This window comes from Paenibacillus sp. BIHB 4019 (assembly GCF_002741035.1).
Classification (GTDB): domain Bacteria; phylum Bacillota; class Bacilli; order Paenibacillales; family Paenibacillaceae; genus Pristimantibacillus.
Window position 1 is genome coordinate 2,657,287 of sequence record NZ_CP016808.1, and the last position, 17,478, is coordinate 2,674,764.

The window sequence follows — 17,478 nt, forward strand, 5'->3', positions numbered from 1 at the left end:
TTATGGAGGCTTTAGTTATGAAAACAGAAAGTTTAGCCAAGCAAATAGTAGAATCTTTAAAGCAGGCATTGCCCAATCGTCAGTCTTTTACGGCGCTGCACGAGCCTGTTTTTCAGGGAAATGAATGGGACTATGTTAAAGAGTGTTTGGATACCGGGTGGGTATCTTCAGTTGGGAAATTTGTAGATCGCTTTGAATACGATATGGCTGCTTATACCGATTCGCCTTATGCTATAGCTGTTGTAAATGGTACAGCGGCGCTGCACATTAGCTTGCTGCTTGCAGGCGTTGAGAAAGACGATGAGGTCCTTATACCCTCTCTAACTTTTGTGGCAACAGCAAATGCTATATCTTATTGCCAAGCAATACCTCATTTGGTTGATGTTGCGAGAGATACACTTGGCTTAGATCCTATTAAACTGGCTGAATATTTACATGAAATAGCGGAAACCCGGTCGGATGGTTTTACATATAACCGAAAGACGCAAAGAAGAATTGCGGCTGTTGTACCCATGCATGCTTTTGGACATCCTGTAGATCTGGATGCATTAATGGGAGTATGCGAACGTTACCGTCTGGTTCTAGTAGAGGATGCTGCCGAATCACTCGGTTCTTACTATAGGGGTAAGCATACGGGCACTTACGGCAAATTGGCTGCTTTAAGCTTTAATGGCAATAAGATCATTACGACAGGCGGGGGCGGAATCATTTTGACTGCTGACGAGGGCCTTGCCAAGCAGGCGAAGCATCTTACAACAACGGCAAAAGTTCCGCATCGGTGGGCTTTTCAGCATGACCAAGTGGGTTACAACTACCGTCTTCCTAATTTAAATGCAGCGTTGGGCTGTGCCCAGCTTGAGAAGCTGCCACAAATCTTACACAAAAAAAGACAGCTGGCCGAGCGTTACAAAGACGTTTTTTCACAGCTGGAGGGTGCGGCTTTTGTCGAAGAAAAGGAAGAAGGAACTTGCAACTACTGGCTTAATACATTATTGCTGAATCAGCCTGATGAGCTCATACGCGATCAGATTTTAGAGCTTACTAACGATGCAGGATTTATGACACGCCCCATTTGGACTCCGATGCATCGGCTCCCTATGTATAGTCATTGCCCTCAAATGGATATGACAGTTACTGAAGAGTTGGAGCATCGTGTTATTAACATTCCAAGCGGTTCTTCTTTGTATGAGGATATAGTGAGCAATGAGGTAACCCTATGAGGAACATATGCGTAGTTACCGGTTCTCGGGCTGATTATGGGCTTTTGTATCCTTTGTTAAAGGAAGTTAAAGCAGATAATGAACTGGTTTTAAAAATCGCCGTGACGGGCATGCATCTTTCTCAAGAGTACGGATTTACTTTTCAAGAAATTGAAGATGATGGATTTGTCATTGATGAAAAGGTAGATATGCTGCTTGCAAGTGATACGCAGGCAGGAATCACCAAATCAATGGGAATGGGCTTGATTGGGTTTGCAGATGCCTATCAACGACTTAAGCCTGACATGGTAGTAGTGTTGGGTGATCGCTATGAAATCATGATTGCTGTACAAGCAGCCATGATGGCTAATATTCCAATTGCCCATTTGCATGGAGGCGAAAGTACCGAAGGAATGGTTGATGAAGCGATCAGGCATTCGATATCAAAAATGGCGCATTTACACTTTGCATCAACAGAAAAATATCGACAGCGCATTATTCAACTCGGGGAAAATCCCAATAGAGTATTTAATGTAGGTGCCATCGGTTTAGATAATATTCGTAATTTGGATTTACTAACCAAGGAAGAGTTTGAGCAATCTATTAACTTTAGCTTGTGCGCAGTTACCTTTTTAGTTACTTATCACCCATTAACGCTAGCCCATCGGAGCTCGGAGGAACTGACGAGCGAGCTGCTTGCAGCGTTAGACCAATTTCCGCAGGCTGGTATCATTTTCACGAAACCAAACTCGGATGCGGATGGACGAATTATTTCAAAAATGATAGATGATTATGTGAAATTGAATGAGAAACGATGTGTTTCCTTTGATTCACTCGGAAAGCTGAGATATCTAAGCGCTTTACAGCATGTGGATGTTGTAATTGGCAATTCATCCAGTGGCATCATCGAAGTGCCTATGTTCAAAAAACCAACGGTCGATATTGGAATTCGGCAGCAGGGCAGGATAAAGGGAACGACGGTCATTCAGACAGGTGAAACGAGGGAGCATATTATTCAGGCGATTCATCAGGCAATGGATCGAACATTCCTCCAATCATTTGTGGAAGGCTCCTCTTCTTTGTATGGAAACGGTGGAACTGCGGCTAAAATTAAGGAACAACTAAAGCAGATAGACTTAACCGGGATTTTGAATAAAAGGTTTTATGATATAGAGGGTTCAAAGGATTAAGGAGGCGAGCTAATGAAAGTATTCATCATAGCTGAGGCGGGTGTTAATCATAACGGCTCATTGGAGCTTGCAAAGCAGCTCGTTCATGCAGCCGCAAATGCTGGTGCGGATGCAGTGAAATTTCAAACCTTTCAAGCCTCTCAACTAGTCAGCAAACATGCTTCAAAAGCAGATTACCAGAAAAAAACGACAGCTTCTGATGAATCGCAGTTGGAAATGATAAGAAAGCTGGAGCTATCTGCAGCAGATCACGAAGAACTACAGAATGAATGTCAAAATGCGGGTATTGCGTTTATGTCGACGCCGTTCGATTTTCCAAGTCTAACTTTATTAACAGAAAAAATGAATCTTTCGATACTCAAGATATCGTCAGGAGATTTAACTAATCTACCTCTGCTCTATAAGGCTGGGCAAAGTGGCAGGGATATTATTTTATCGTCAGGAATATCTACTTTAGGGGAAATTGAAGAAGCGCTTGGCGCATTAGCCCATGCCTATTTATCCTTGGATGAGTTCCCATCTGAATCCGCTTTTAGAGCAGCCTACTTCTCTGATGCTGGCCAGACTGTATTGAAACAAAAGGTTTCGTTGCTGCATTGTACGACAGATTATCCGACCTCATATGAAGATGTTCACCTAAATAAGATGCTGACTCTGAGGCAGGCTTTTGGCTTGAAAACCGGCTATTCCGATCATACAATTGGAAACGAGGTTTCAGTAGCAGCAGTGGCACTGGGAGCACAAATTATCGAGAAGCATTTTACATTGGATAAGCAAATGGAAGGGCCTGATCATCTGGCTTCGATGGACCCGGGTGAGTTAGTGAGTTTGGTGAAGCAAATTCGAAATGTCGAGCAGTCGATGGGTATTTCCTCTAAGATCCCAGCGGTTTCCGAATTACGTAACGCTGGACCTGCTCGTAAAAGCATTGTAGCTGCTGGGCCAATTAAAAAAGGAGAGATTTTGCAAGAATTTCATCTTACGTTGAAACGGCCGGGAACGGGCATTTCCCCTGCAAAATACTGGAGTATTTTAGGGAAAGCAGCTGCTAAAGATTACGAAACCGATGATCTAATAGAATGAAGAGCAAATCGTGCATTATTATAGGTGGCGGCGGTCATGCCAAAGTATGTGCAGACCTATTGCTTCGGCAAGAGTACAAGATTTTGGGTTATGTTGATGTGAGCGATAAGGGTCTGCTGCTTGACACCATTCCATATTTGGGTAACGACTCAGTCGTACTTTCTTTCAATCCATCTGAGGTTGCTCTTGTTAACGGAGTAGGGAAGCTGGGAAGCTCTTTAGTAAGAAGCGAGCTGTATTTAAATTTCACCTCACAAAATTATGTATTTGAAACAATCATTCATGATTCTGCTATAGTCTCCTCTTTCGTCCAAATTGAACCTGGCGCACAAATTATGGCTGGAGCCATCGTTCAAGCAGGCAGTTATCTAGGCGAAAATGCCATTATTAATACACGGGGAGTATTGGAACATGACTGCAGAGTAGGAGCGCATGTGCATATATCTCCTGGAGCCATTCTTTGTGGAAACGTTAGTATTGGCGAACATACACATATCGGAGCTGGAGCAACTGTGATTCAAGGTATGTCCGTCGGGAGGCATGCCATAGTAGGAGCAGGTGCATTAGTTCGCAAGCCCGTATTGAATCAAACTACTGTATATGGTGTTCCGGCAGAGGAGGCTCTAAGATGAAACCTACTGATCAACTATTTATTTCGCCCTATTCCTCTATACTTGAGGCCATAAAAGTCATTGATCGCGGATCGGTTCAAATCACACTTGTCGTTGATGAAGATCAGCGGCTGTTAGGCACAGTAACAGACGGGGATATCCGCAGAGGGATATTGAGAAATATCGGCTTAAATGATGAAGTTCGACAGGTTATGAATACACAGCCCGTTACTTCACGCGAGGAAGACAGCAAAGAATACATTCTTTCGAGTATGCGCCATCATAATTTGAAGCAAATACCTGTGCTGGATCGTATGGGACGAGTAGTTCGTTTGCATTTGCTTGAGGAAATAATTAAACCGGAACGCTGCGATAACTGGGTAGTACTGATGGCAGGCGGGCTTGGTACGAGACTAGGAGAATTAACGAGAGATTGCCCTAAGCCTTTGCTCCTAGTGGGAAATAAACCTATTTTGGAAGTCATCCTTGAAAATTTTATTGCAAATGGTTTTCATAGATTTATGATATCCGTTAATTATAAAGCAGAAATGATTATGGCTCATTTTGAAGACGGCTCCAAATGGGGGGTCGAAATTGAATATATAAGGGAAGATAAGCGTCTGGGTACAGCAGGTGCTTTGAGTCTGCTCCCATTTGTTCCAGAAGAGCCGCTGCTTATTATGAATGGAGATTTATTGACTAAGGTTAATTTCCGTCAGCTGCTTGATTATCATAATGATTCCAAAGGGCCAGCTACTATGTGTGTTAGGGAGTATGAGTATCAGGTTCCATATGGTGTTGTTAAGGTTGAAAATAATAGGCTTCAAAGTATTGAAGAGAAACCGCTGCAGCGCTATTTTATTAGTGGAGGGATTTATGTCATTTCCCCCGAGGTTTTGTCTTACATACCTAGTGACACTTTTTATGATATGCCAACGCTGTTTGAAAAACTTATAGAAGAAGGTGCCTCTACCTCGGTGTTCCCGATTAGAGAATACTGGCTGGATATTGGCAGAATGGATGATTTCAACCGAGCAAACGGAGAATATTCGGAGGTATTCAATTGAGGGCTTTAGTCGTAGGGTACGGGTCTATTGGCGAACGTCATGCCAGAATTTTGAATAAATTGCTAGTTGAGACGGCTGTTGTCAGCAGCAGAGCAATCGATTTTCCGGTTACTTTTCAGACGTTGGAACAAGCCGTAGCAGAATTTCAGCCCCATTATATTGTTATTGCCAATAAAACGTCAGATCATTATACGTCATTATCTATATTGGCAAGGCTTAAATGGCAGGGCAAGGTGCTTGTGGAAAAGCCGTTGTTTCATAAGAATAAAGCATGGGACGAGAAATTGGGTTTACAAGTTTATGTAGCATACAATCTCCGGTTTCATCCTATTCTTCAGCGTTTAAAGACTCTGCTGGCGCAGGAGAAGATTTTATCTGTTGCTGCATATGCGGGACAATACTTGCCAGATTGGCGACCGCAACGGGATTACCGGCTTAGCTATTCCTCTAATAAAGAGGAGGGCGGCGGTGTACTCAGAGATTTGAGCCATGAGCTCGATTATTTGATCTGGTTGTTTGGAACATGGTCAAGGCTAACTGGCCTTGGCGGGCATTACAGCACTTTAGCAACGACAGGTGATGATATTTGTGGTGTCATGATGGAGACCCAAAAAACGCCTCTTGTGACGCTTCAACTGAATTATATGGATAGGCCTGGCCGCCGAGAAATAGTGGTTGTGACGGATCGTCATACTTATAAAGCAGATCTAACGAAAGCATCGCTTGAAACAGATGGGCAGGTGGAGCATTTTCAGGTAGAGAGAGACTTGACTTATCTTGCACAACATATGGCGATCTTGAATGATACGGTTGAACATGTATGTTCCTATAGTGAAGGTCTGCAAACCGTTCAAATGATTAATCGTATCGAGCAGGCTATCGTCAGTAAGGAGTGGGTTTATAATGAGTAGGCTGTGCACCATTTGTGCAAGAGGCGGCTCCAAGGGAGTAGAGAATAAAAATATTCGAGACATGCATGGAAAGCCGCTGATCGCTTATAGCATTGAGGTGGCCAAGCGATCGGGATTATTTGAATATGTGGCTGTGAGCAGCGACTCTGAAGATATTTTGCGGACCGCACTACAATGGGGAGCAGATTTTGTCATTAATCGTCCATTAGAAATGGCACTGGATACATCGGCTAAAATACCTGCTATCCAGCATTGCGTTTTACAGGTGGAGGCTAAATTGAGTGTCGTGTTTCCGACGATTGTTGATCTAGATGCAACCTCGCCGCTTAGGACGGTTGATGATTTGATTCAAGCCGTTCAATTATTTGAGCAGCAAGATGCATCTAATCTTATCACAGGCATGCCTGCGAGGCGTTCGCCTTATTTTAATTTGGTAGAGCAAAATGAAAAGGGGTTTGTGGCGTTGTCCAAGCGGTTATCCAAGCCTGTTGTAAGAAGGCAGGACGCGCCTAAATGCTTCGACATGAATGCATCTATATATATTTGGCAAAGAGAGAAGCTTATTCATGAACCGGCGGTTTTTTATGAAGATACATTATTATATGAAATGCCGGAGGAGCGCTCGATAGATATAGACAGTCCATTGGATTGGACTATAGTGGAATTATTAATGGATGCTAGAAAAAAAGGAGGCCCGTTATGATTGAAGCCTTTAGTCTAAAAGGAAAAACCGCATTTGTAACCGGAGCTATGGGGATTATTGGACAAAAAGTATGCGCGGGCCTCGCAGAAGCGGGAGCTAATATCGCAGCCATCGATTTGGATCAAGCGGCTTTGGGCAATTTTGCCGAGCAGCTTCAAGCAAAATATGCTGTAAAGGCCATTGGGATAGCGGGAGATGTATCGAACCCTGAACAGGTAGTTTCAATGGTCGATCATGCTGTAGAAGCTTTAGGGGCCATACATATTTTGCATAACAATGCTGCAAGCAAATCCTCCAATCTAGAGGAGTTTTTTGCTCCTTTCGAAGAATATTCGCTTGAACAGTGGCGCGAAGTCATGTCTGTCAATTTGGACGGGATGTTCCTAGTAGCAAAAGAAGTAGGCAAGCAGATGATCAAGCAAGGCAGTGGCGGAGCTATTATTCAAACGGCTTCTATATATGGCATTATGGCGCCTGATCATCGCATCTATGAAGGTTCATTTTATATGGGATTGCCGATTACTTCCCCAGCCGTTTATGCGGCCTCCAAGGGTGGAGTTGTCGCATTAACGCGATATTTGGCTACATATTGGTCGAAACATGGGATTAGGGTGAACACGATTACACCTGGAGGCGTGAATAGCGGGCAAAATGATGAATTTGTGCAAAACTACTCTAATCGCATACCGCTGGGACGGATGGCGGAAGCGGATGAAATGGTCGGAGCAGTTCTTTATTTGGCCTCGGATGCTTCGCGTTATGTTACGGGACATAACCTAATTGTAGATGGCGGACTGAATGCGTGGTAGGCCTGATACATATGCAATGTATTCGCTTACAATAAATTGTTTGACAATTCTAATAACGCGGTGTTATAGTCAAATTGTGGGCCACATGAGTAAGGTGTTTCACAGTATTTGAAGATGAAGGGACTGTTTATGCATGCAAGGTAAAGTTAAATGGTTTAACGCGGAGAAGGGTTATGGATTTATCGAAACTGATCAAGGCGGCGACGTATTCGTTCACTTCTCGGCTATTCAAACAGAAGGTTTCAAAACTCTTGACGAAGGCCAAGCGGTTGAATTTGACATCGTAGAAGGCGCACGCGGTCCACAAGCTGCTAACGTCACTAAATTGTAATCATCAGGCTGCATTAGCCAGTCTATAGGATTCATTTATATGTAACTTTAAGCTCCGGGCAACCGGGGCTTTTATTTTTTGGAGCTGACGCTTAAGACAGTGAACAAGCAGGAAGTAAACCGCTCCAGCGGATATACAATGCTCGATCTTGCCATCTGCCTGCCCACCTCAACCTCTGTTCAAATCTTCGACATAAATTATTAGAAAATTCTAAATAAATAGAAAATAGTTTTACTATACCTCCCCTACTATGTTATAATAAGAACATGTAAAGGAGGCATGCCCCATGGAATACATCATTCGAGGTCAACATTTACAAGTGACAGATGCACTCAAGGATTATGTCGAGAAGAAGCTCGGCCGCTTAGAGAAGTATTTTGAAGCCCCTACCTCCGAAACAACCGTAACCTTATCGGTAACGAAAGGCATACACGCTGTCGAGGTCACGATTCCGATTGCCCGCAACTTTTTGAGAGCAGAGGAGAAAAGTGCCGACATGTACGCCTCTATTGATACAGTTGTGGATAAGCTGGAAAGACAAATTCGCAAACACAAAACGAAAGTCAACCGTAGATTCCGCCATGATAGCGGTGTGAAATCGTTATTCAGGGAAGAAGGCTCCGCCGTAGGCGTTCTTGAGCATGAGGAAGAGGATTTCGAAGTCGTAAGGACAAAGAAATTTCTGCTCAAGCCGATGGATGTGGAGGAGGCCATTTTGCAAATGAATATGGTCGGCCATAACTTTTTCGTATTCGCCAATAGCTTAAATGAAGAGGTGAACGTCGTATACAAACGCGATGATGGAACATATGGATTAATTGAACAAGGCTAATAGAAGGCCAGTCGTACTTATACATTTATTGCAAATTCAAGCCTTTCCTCCTGCGGGAGGGAGGGCTTTTTCATTTTTTTATGAAATATTGGGAAAGGATATAATTTTCCCGCCCTTTCTCTCTATTTCTCGGAATGAAACGCGCTGCGCCGTCAAAGGACGGTGACAGCCATTTCACCCTCGAAACGGCAGATTAACCGCCAGAGGACGGCTTCAGCCGTTTACGCTTGACATGGTGTATTTAACCATAGGGGAGAGAGCCGCTTTTTAATAGGAAGTCGTTTTGATTTCGCCCTCTGCGCGATGTATAATGAACTCAGTTGAATACGTAGGCGATACGCCTTTTTTCCTTTTGGTAAAAATGGTTATATTCTTACCTGAAAATAATGGTGATGCGTTGCGGTGCATCCTGCAAACTGTTACAATTTAAGGCAAACAAGCGTAAGGTGAAAGGGGAAGCCCCATGCTCGGATTAGTGAAAAAAATATTTGGTGATGCGAACGAGCGCGAGGTTAAGCGCCTCACGCGTAAAGTAGAAGAAATCAATGCACTGGAGTCCACCATCTCGGCTTTGTCCGATGAGGAGCTCGCAGCTAAAACTGTACAATTCAGAGCTCGCCTTGCTAAAGGAGAGACGATTGATCAAATATTGCCAGAAGCTTTCGCAGTTACGCGTGAAGCTTCGAAGCGTACGCTCGGCATGCGTCACTTCGATGTGCAGCTGATGGGCGGTATCGTTCTCCATGAGGGCAAAATCGCTGAGATGAGAACCGGTGAAGGTAAAACGCTCGTAGCGACACTGCCTGTATATCTGAACGCGCTGCTTGAGAAAGGCGTACATGTCGTAACGGTCAATGATTATTTGGCTTCTCGTGACAGCCAGCTGATGGCTCAGCTTTACAATTTCCTCGGCATGACGGTCGGCTGCAACCTGAACGGCTTGTCGCATGAGGAGAAGCAAAGCGCCTATGCTTGCGATATTACGTACGGTACGAACAATGAGTTTGGCTTCGATTACTTGCGCGACAACATGGTTCTTTACAAAGAACAAATGGTTCAGCGCCCGCTTTATTTCTCAATCATTGATGAAGTTGACTCCATCCTTGTCGATGAGGCGCGTACACCGCTTATTATTTCGGGACAAGCTGCCAAGTCGACTGAGCTTTATTATTCGGCAGACCGCTTCCTGAGCCGTTTGAAGGTGGAAGAGGATTACACGATTGATGTGAAGCTGCGCAATGTCATGCTGACGGAAGAAGGCGTGGAGAAGGCGGAGAAGGCGTTCCACATTGAAAATCTTTTTGACCATGAAAATGTGACGCTCAATCACCATATCCAACAGGCGCTCAAAGCCAATGTCATTATGAAGCGCGATGTCGATTATGTCGTTCAAGATGACGAAGTCATCATCGTCGATGAATTTACTGGACGCCTAATGTCCGGTCGCCGTTACAGCGATGGCTTGCATCAAGCGATTGAAGCGAAGGAGCAGCTCAAAGTACAAAATGAGAGCATGACCTTGGCTACGATTACGTTCCAGAACTATTTCCGGATGTATCGCAAGCTTGCGGGCATGACGGGTACGGCGAAGACGGAGGAAGAAGAATTCAAGCGGATTTACGGCTTGGACGTTATTCAAGTTCCGACGAACCGCTCCATGATTCGTAAAGACCTTCAAGATGTCGTTTATAAATCGGAAAAAGGCAAGTTTAATGCTGTTGTGGAAGAGATCGTAGCTCGCCACGCGAACAAACAGCCTGTACTGGTCGGTACGATTTCCATTGAAAATTCCGAGCGTCTGGCAGAAATGCTTAAACGCCGCGGTGTTGCCCATAAAGTACTGAATGCGAAGTTCCATGCGGAAGAGGCTGAAATTATTTCGCGTGCCGGTCAAGAGGGCTCTGTTACTATTGCTACTAACATGGCGGGACGCGGTACCGATATTATGCTCGGTGAAGGGGTAGCTGATTTTGGCGGCCTTCATATTATTGGTACGGAGCGCCATGAGAGCCGCCGGATCGATAACCAGCTGCGTGGTCGTGCCGGACGTCAAGGCGATCCGGGCTCATCCCAGTTTTATTTGTCGCTGGAAGATGAACTGATGCGCCGTTTTGGCTCGGATAACATTATGGCCATGATGGATCGTCTCGGTCTGGAAGAGGATCAACCGATCGAAAGCCGGATGATTACCCGTGCAGTAGAATCGGCTCAGAAGCGTGTAGAAGGAAACAACTTCGATCTTCGTAAAGTCGTTCTTCAATATGATGATGTCATGAACCAGCAGCGTGAAGTAATTTACAAGCAGCGTCTGGATGTGCTCACTTCCGATAATATCCGTGAAATCGTCATGGAAATGATTAAAGCGGTCATTGATCGCACGGTTAAAGCTCACTGTACGGAGGATATTCCGGAAGAGTGGGATTTGGAAACCATTATCGACTTCGTAGATGCGAACCTTCTGAATGAAGGCACCGTGACGAGAGACGATATTTGGGGCAAGGAAATTGAGGAAATTACCGAATTTATTTATGGCAAAGTCGTTGCTTATTATGACGAGCGTGAAGCAGAGCTTGGCGAAACGACGATGCGTGAATTCGAGAAGGTCGTTTCACTTCGCGCAGTTGACAGCAAATGGATGGATCACATCGATGCAATGGATCAGCTGCGTCAAGGTATCCACCTTCGGGCATACGGCGGTACGGATCCGCTTCGCGAGTACCAATTTGAGGGCTTTGAGATGTTCAAGGCGATGATTGATACGATCCAAGAGGAAGTTGCCAAATACATTATGAAGTCGCGCGTAGAAAGCAACCTGGAGCGCCAAGAGGTAGCTCAAGGCCAGACGACGACGAACAGCCCAGGCGAAAGCCAGGAAAAACGTCCGGCGAAGCGTTTGGACCGGGTTGGCCGCAATGATGATTGCCCATGCGGCAGCGGCAAGAAATACAAGCAGTGCCACGGTAAATAAGGTGCTGTGATCGGATAGGCAAGGCTTAACGCGCCAGTGTGCGGAGCAATGCGGCAAAAGCTGCAGCGCTTCGCAGCAGGCGCGTTTATGCCATCAGGCAGCAGCAGAGCAAGAAAAAGCTGGGCAACCAGACAAGATGAGAAATTTGAGGTGAAACGTACGCTATGATAGAACCAACGGTGAAACAAGATTTGCGGGAAATAGCGAAGCGGCTCCAAGATCTCAGGGGGTCTCTTTGACTTAGATCTAAAAAACGAATTAATCGCCAACTATGAGGAAAAAATGACGGCGCCTGATTTTTGGGATGACAATGACAAGGCGCAAAACGTGATTTCCGAAATGAATGCAGTCAAATCGGTCGTCGATCAATATTTGCGTTTGAACGGCGAGATGGAAGATTTGCAAACGATGCTGGAGCTGGCAGAGGAAGAGCAGGACGAGACGCTTGAGCCTGAGCTGCTGGAAGGAACAGCCCAGCTGCTGCGCAAGCTGAATGATTTTGAGCTGACGCTGCTGCTTAACCAGCCGTATGATAAGCTTAACGCAATCGTTGAGCTGCATCCTGGCGCTGGCGGCACCGAGTCGCAGGACTGGGGCCAAATGCTGTACCGGATGTATACGCGCTGGGCAGAGAAAAGCGGTTTCAAGGTTGAGCTGCTGGATTATCTCCCTGGTGATGAGGCAGGCATCAAGAGCGTTACGATTTTGGTCAAAGGCTACAACGCTTACGGCTACCTTAAAGCGGAGAAGGGCGTACACCGCCTCGTTCGCATTTCGCCGTTTGATGCGTCAGGCCGTCGCCATACATCCTTCGCATCTTGCGATGTAGTGCCGGAAATAACTGATGACATCGATATCGAAATCCGCAGTGAGGATTTGAAGGTTGATACATACCGTGCCAGTGGAGCGGGCGGACAGCATGTCAACAAGACGGAATCGGCGATTCGTATTACGCATATTCCTTCGGGGATCGTTGTGGCCTGCCAGCAGGAGCGTTCACAAATCCAGAACCGTGAGCGGGCGATGAATATGCTGCGCTCCAAGCTTTATGAGCGGAAAATTGAAGAGCAGCGACAGCATCTCGCGGAAATTCGCGGGGAGCAATCGGATATTGCCTGGGGCAGCCAAATCCGCTCCTATGTTTTTCATCCGTACAGCATGGTCAAGGATCATCGCACCTCGGTGGAGACAGGGAATGTAGGCGCTGTAATGGATGGCGACCTGAATGCCTTCATTAACGGATATTTGCGCCATCAAATTCGCCACGACTAAACGGCAGGCTATTATAGCGCTCCTAGCAGTTAGCTACCGCATCTGGCAAATGCGGTTATAGGAAATAGAATATGGATGAATACGCATGGTTCAAGCCATATTGACGTAAGCTAAGAAGAGTTCCGACTCGAACAAGGGTGGAACTCTTCTTTTTTATGAGCGCTTATAGGGATGAATTTATGAACTTGGGTGGGATTCGAGATGAGTAAAGAGATGAATGATGCACGAAACGGCAAGCTGCATGCGGCCAATTCGAAGGTAATAAATAAACGGAAGAAAAAACCGCTCAGCCCTGGCAAACAGCTCGTTTGGAGCATGCTCCAGGTGCTGCTGGGCTCTTTTATAATGGCGGCAAGCTTTAATTTATTTCTGGTGCCTAATGAGATTGCCTCAGGCGGTGTTTCCGGCATTTCGATTTTGGTCCAGCGTTTTGCTGGCATTTCGCCAGCTTATACGCAGTGGGCTGTTAATATTCCTTTGTTTTTTGTAGGGCTGTGGCTGCTGGGCAAACGTTATGCGTTAAAAGTGGCGCTTGGCTCCGTCGTGCTGCCTTTATTCGTTCTGCTTACTTCCCATTGGGATACACCGACTCATAATCCTTTGCTTGCTGCTATTTATGGCGGGATCGGCGTTGGGCTCGGGCTTGGCATCGTCTTTCGCGGAGGCGGCTCAACGGGAGGGCTTGGTTTGGCTGCGCAAATTTTGCATCGGTACACGGGATTGTCGCTGGGGCTCTCCGTCGCTATTTTTGACGGATGTGTCATCATTGCGGCAGGCCTGCTTATTTCGCCGGAAGTGGCGTTGTATGCTTTAGTCGGGCTGTTTGTAACGAGCAAAACAATTGATATTATTCAAAGCGGGCTGCCGGTGTCGAAGGTTGCTTTTATTATTAGCAGCGAGCCGGAAAAATTGTCAGAGACGATTCTTTATGATCTCGACCGCGGTTTGACGAAGCTTGATGGGCATGGCGGCTACAGCGGGGAGGGGCGGACCGTGCTAATGGTCGTCGTGGGGCAAATGGAAGTAGCAAAGCTCAAGCAGCTCGTTCGTTCAGTTGACCCAACTGCTTTCGTCATCATTAGCAATACATCAGAGGTAGTAGGGGAAGGTTTTAAGCTTGAATAGGAATAGCGGCAATGATACCAAACAACGGGTTGTACGAGCGTGCTAGACACAAAAATACATCCATTCGCTCATTGTATTAATATGAAATGACATGTATAATAATACGGAAAAACAGTGTGTTTTAATCGACTGCCGAATCATGTACAATATACTTTTAGATAGTCTCATAGGGAGAGATGATGGATATGAGCGATAAACTGAAAATAGCTATTATCGGTTCAACCGGCTACGGCGGCGTTGAGCTTATTCGATTGTTAGCCTCACATCCTCTTGCTGAGGTGACCTCGGTTATTTCATCATCCAGCGCGGGGACGCCGATTACAGAAGGATACCCGCACTTAACAGGCATTCGCGAAGAATTGCTAGATGATGTAGAGCCACAAGCGATCCGCAGCAAGGCGGATGTTGTATTTTTGGCAACACCAGCGGCTGTCGCATCCAGGCTGGCACCTGATTTGCTAGCTGTAGGTCTTAAAGTGATTGATTTATCCGGCGACTACCGCCTGCAAGATAGAGCTTTATATGAAAAATGGTACAAAAAGCCCGCTGCGGACGAGGCGTATTTGAAGCAAGCGGTATACGGCTTGGCCGAAGTGTACGGCGACCGTGTACAGGGTGCGAATCTCATTTCGAACCCGGGCTGTTACGTTACGGCGGCGCTTCTCGGCCTTGTTCCAGCTGTGCAAGCTGGCTTTATCGATCCGGACAGCATCATTATTGATGCGAAATCCGGCGTTTCTGGAGCGGGACGCGGCGCGAGCCTTGGCACGCACTATTCCGAGCTGAACGAGAGCTTGAAAGCGTACAAGCTGAATCAGCATCAGCATACGCCAGAAATCGAAATGGTGCTTTCCGATGTTGCGGGCCGCTCGGTTGTGATTACGTTCTCGACGCATCTCGTGCCGATGACGCGCGGCATTATGACGACGATGTATGCAACGGTGAAAGACGGCAGAAGCGCGGATGATTTTATGGACCTGTATCGCAGCTATTACGAGAACCGTCCATTTGTGCGCATTCGTCCTGAAGGACAATTGCCTGCCACGAAGGAAGTATGGGGCTCGAATTATTGCGATATCGGCTTTGCGTTCGATAGCCGTACGGGCAGAGTGACGATTGTTTCGGTCATTGATAATTTGGTCAAAGGCGCAGCGGGACAAGCGATTCAGAACATGAACCTTATGATGGGCTGGGATGAGACGCTTGGTTTGCAGTTTGTTCCTGTTTATCCATAAGAAGCAGCATAACCTAATTTAGAATGAAGCGAAGGAGAACGATGTAATTATGGGACAGGGACACACTGCACCCCTTTATAAGGTTGTGGCGGAAGGCTCGATTACAACACCGAAGGGCTTTACAGCGGGCGGCATACACTGCGGCCTCAAAAAAACGACGCGCAATGACCTCGGCGCAATCGTATGCGAGGTTCCGGCGGCAGCGGCGGGCGTTTACACGACAAATGTTTTTCAGGCGGCACCGCTTAAGGTGACGCGCGAGAGCATTGGCGCAGGCGGCCGCCTGCGTGCTGTGCTGGTCAACAGCGGCAACGCCAATGCATGCACTGGCGAGCAGGGCGAGGCGGATGCCTATGAAATGCGCAATAAATTTGCTGAGCGTGTTGGCATTGCAGCAGATGAAGTGGCGGTAGCTTCTACCGGCGTCATTGGCGAGCTGCTCAAGATGGACAAAGTGCGCAGCGGCATCAGCGAGCTGCCAGCTAAGCTGGGTTCGGATAAGCAAGCAGCAGAAAGCTTCTGCCAAGCGATTTTGACGACCGATTTGGTGCAAAAAATGGTCTGTGTATCCGTTGAAATTGACGGACAGCTCATTCATATCGCTGGAGCGGCGAAAGGCTCCGGCATGATTCACCCGAACATGGCAACGATGCTTGGCTTCGTTACGACGGATGCGGCAATTGGCAGCGAGGCGCTGCAGCAGCTGCTGCGTGAAGCGACGAACCATACTTTTAATATGATTACGGTAGATGGCGATACGAGCACGAACGATATGCTCGTTGCGATGGCGAGCGGACTTGCCGGCAACAGCGAGCTTAATGCGCAGCATGAAGGCTGGGCAGCTTTCGGCGCGGCGCTTCGCCATGTGTGCGAGGTGCTTGCGAAAGCGATCGCGCGTGACGGCGAAGGCGCAACGAAGCTTGTCGAGGTTCAAGTGCGTGGAGCGGTTAGCGATGCATCGGCGCAAGCGATTGCGAAGACGGTCATTGGTTCTTCCCTTGTGAAATCGGCAGTGTTTGGCGCAGATGCGAACTGGGGCCGGATTATTGCGGCAGTAGGCCGCGCTGGCGAGCCTGTCAACCCGGATACGGTCGACATTTCTCTGGGCAGCATTGTGACGCTGCAGCAGTCGAAGCCGGTCGCTTTTGACGAGGAGAAGGCGCTGGAGTATTTGAAGGGCGATACGGTCGTCATTCATGTGGATCTGCATATGGAAGCAGGCGCGGCAACGGCTTGGGGCTGTGACCTGACTTATGACTACGTGCGAATTAATGCGGCTTACCGTACATAACGGTGAATGCGGCGGCATTAAGCGATAAAGGAGCTCATAATAGCATGACGCAACGATTTGTAATGAAATGCGGCGGCAGCACACTTGCTGCGCTGCCTGAATCCTTCTTCGGCGAGCTGCGGGAGCTGCAGCAATCTGGCGTTAGCCCGGTTATTGTACACGGCGGCGGACCGGCGATCTCGGAGACGCTGGCAAAGCTCGGCATTGAGACGGAATTTGTCGGCGGCTTGCGCAAGACGAGCGAAGCGGTGCTGGATGTCGTCGAAATGGTTTTGTCAGGACGCATCAACAAGGAAATTGTGCGGAAAATGTCTTCCTGCGGCGCTCAGGCGCTCGGCTTATCCGGTGTGGATGGCCAGCTCATTACCGCACGTCCTGTGGCGAACGCCGATGAGATCGGCTTTGTAGGCGATGTGACGGACATTAACGCTGCTGTTATAGAAGGCGTAATGGCAATGGGTTATATTCCTGTTATCGCGCCAGTAGGCATTGATGCACAGGGGCAGCGCTACAACATTAACGCGGATACCGCGGCTGGAGCTGTAGCTTCCCATCTGGGTGTGCATCAAATGATCGTAGTAACCGATGTGCCGGGCATTATGCGCACGGTTGATGGTCTGAAGCTAGTACTGCCTGTGGTCACCGTTGCCGATATTGACGAGATGATCGCAAGCGGAGAAATATATGGCGGAATGATTCCGAAGGTCCGCGCAGCTGTACAATGTATTCAAGGACAGGTGCAGGAAGTCGTCATCGTCAGCGGCGAGGAGCCAGGCGTATTGACTAAGGCAGTGCGCGAGGGCGGAGTCGGTACGCGTATTGTCAAAGGGGTTTAAATCGCGAGAGCGGGA

16 protein-coding genes are annotated in these 17,478 nt (G+C 47.2%); all 16 read left to right on the forward strand.

Annotation, left to right across the window (positions count from 1 at the left end):
• Positions 1-17 precede the first annotated feature (17 nt).
• The 16 genes from BBD42_RS11285 to argB all read left to right on the forward strand — a co-directional run bounded on the left by BBD42_RS11285 (position 18) and on the right by argB (position 17,463).
• Positions 18-1,220, forward strand: a complete 1,203-nt coding sequence (locus BBD42_RS11285; protein ID WP_099518245.1) for a LegC family aminotransferase — start codon at positions 18-20, stop codon at positions 1,218-1,220.
• Complete coding sequence (gene neuC, locus BBD42_RS11290; RefSeq protein WP_099518246.1) at positions 1,217-2,389, forward strand: UDP-N-acetylglucosamine 2-epimerase; 1,173 nt, start codon at positions 1,217-1,219, stop codon at positions 2,387-2,389. Before BBD42_RS11285 ends, neuC begins: the two co-directional genes overlap by 4 nt.
• A 12-nt stretch (positions 2,390-2,401) precedes the next feature.
• A complete protein-coding gene (neuB, locus tag BBD42_RS11295; RefSeq protein ID WP_099518247.1) occupies positions 2,402-3,472 on the forward strand; it encodes an N-acetylneuraminate synthase in 1,071 nt (356 codons plus the stop codon).
• Positions 3,469-4,104 (forward strand): acetyltransferase, encoded by a 636-nt coding sequence (locus BBD42_RS11300; protein ID WP_099518248.1) that lies wholly within the window; start codon positions 3,469-3,471, stop codon positions 4,102-4,104. Before neuB ends, BBD42_RS11300 begins: the two co-directional genes overlap by 4 nt.
• Positions 4,101-5,150, forward strand: a complete 1,050-nt coding sequence (locus BBD42_RS11305) for a nucleotidyltransferase family protein (protein ID WP_099518249.1) — start codon at positions 4,101-4,103, stop codon at positions 5,148-5,150. The genes BBD42_RS11300 and BBD42_RS11305 overlap by 4 nt, the downstream gene beginning before the upstream one ends.
• The gene (locus BBD42_RS11310; RefSeq protein WP_099518250.1) at positions 5,147-6,061 is read left to right on the forward strand and encodes a Gfo/Idh/MocA family protein; all 915 of its coding nucleotides are present in this window, start codon (positions 5,147-5,149) and stop codon (positions 6,059-6,061) included. The genes BBD42_RS11305 and BBD42_RS11310 overlap by 4 nt, the downstream gene beginning before the upstream one ends.
• On the forward strand, positions 6,054-6,764 hold the full coding sequence (locus BBD42_RS11315; RefSeq protein WP_099518251.1) for an acylneuraminate cytidylyltransferase family protein: 711 nt from the start codon (positions 6,054-6,056) through the stop codon (positions 6,762-6,764). The genes BBD42_RS11310 and BBD42_RS11315 overlap by 8 nt, the downstream gene beginning before the upstream one ends.
• Positions 6,761-7,573 carry an SDR family oxidoreductase gene (locus BBD42_RS11320; protein ID WP_099518252.1) on the forward strand — a complete coding sequence of 271 codons (813 nt, stop codon included), beginning with the start codon at positions 6,761-6,763 and terminating at the stop codon, positions 7,571-7,573. Before BBD42_RS11315 ends, BBD42_RS11320 begins: the two co-directional genes overlap by 4 nt.
• Before the next feature lie 133 nt (positions 7,574-7,706).
• The gene (locus BBD42_RS11325) at positions 7,707-7,904 is read left to right on the forward strand and encodes a cold shock domain-containing protein (RefSeq protein ID WP_056036940.1); all 198 of its coding nucleotides are present in this window, start codon (positions 7,707-7,709) and stop codon (positions 7,902-7,904) included.
• Between the two features lie 286 nt (positions 7,905-8,190).
• Positions 8,191-8,736 carry a ribosome hibernation-promoting factor, HPF/YfiA family gene (hpf, locus tag BBD42_RS11330; RefSeq protein WP_099518253.1) on the forward strand — a complete coding sequence of 182 codons (546 nt, stop codon included), beginning with the start codon at positions 8,191-8,193 and terminating at the stop codon, positions 8,734-8,736.
• 463 nt (positions 8,737-9,199) lie between these two features.
• Positions 9,200-11,704, forward strand: coding sequence for a preprotein translocase subunit SecA (secA, locus tag BBD42_RS11335; protein ID WP_099518254.1), 2,505 nt, complete (start codon positions 9,200-9,202; stop codon positions 11,702-11,704).
• A 164-nt stretch (positions 11,705-11,868) separates the two neighbouring features.
• A protein-coding gene (gene prfB, locus BBD42_RS11340; RefSeq protein ID WP_099518255.1) for a peptide chain release factor 2 occupies positions 11,869-12,976 on the forward strand; the annotation gives its coding sequence in 2 pieces (ribosomal slippage) (positions 11,869-11,940 and positions 11,942-12,976; 1,107 coding nt in all).
• 201 nt (positions 12,977-13,177) lie between these two features.
• A complete protein-coding gene (locus tag BBD42_RS11345) occupies positions 13,178-14,101 on the forward strand; it encodes a YitT family protein (RefSeq protein WP_481855933.1) in 924 nt (307 codons plus the stop codon).
• Positions 14,102-14,286: 185 nt separating this feature from the next.
• The gene (gene argC / locus BBD42_RS11350; RefSeq protein WP_099518256.1) at positions 14,287-15,336 is read left to right on the forward strand and encodes an N-acetyl-gamma-glutamyl-phosphate reductase; all 1,050 of its coding nucleotides are present in this window, start codon (positions 14,287-14,289) and stop codon (positions 15,334-15,336) included.
• A gap of 49 nt (positions 15,337-15,385) precedes the next feature.
• The gene (gene argJ, locus BBD42_RS11355; RefSeq protein ID WP_099518257.1) at positions 15,386-16,627 is read left to right on the forward strand and encodes a bifunctional glutamate N-acetyltransferase/amino-acid acetyltransferase ArgJ; all 1,242 of its coding nucleotides are present in this window, start codon (positions 15,386-15,388) and stop codon (positions 16,625-16,627) included.
• A 44-nt stretch (positions 16,628-16,671) separates the two neighbouring features.
• Positions 16,672-17,463 carry an acetylglutamate kinase gene (gene argB / locus BBD42_RS11360; protein WP_099518258.1) on the forward strand — a complete coding sequence of 264 codons (792 nt, stop codon included), beginning with the start codon at positions 16,672-16,674 and terminating at the stop codon, positions 17,461-17,463.
• The last annotated feature ends 15 nt before the right edge of the window (positions 17,464-17,478 follow it).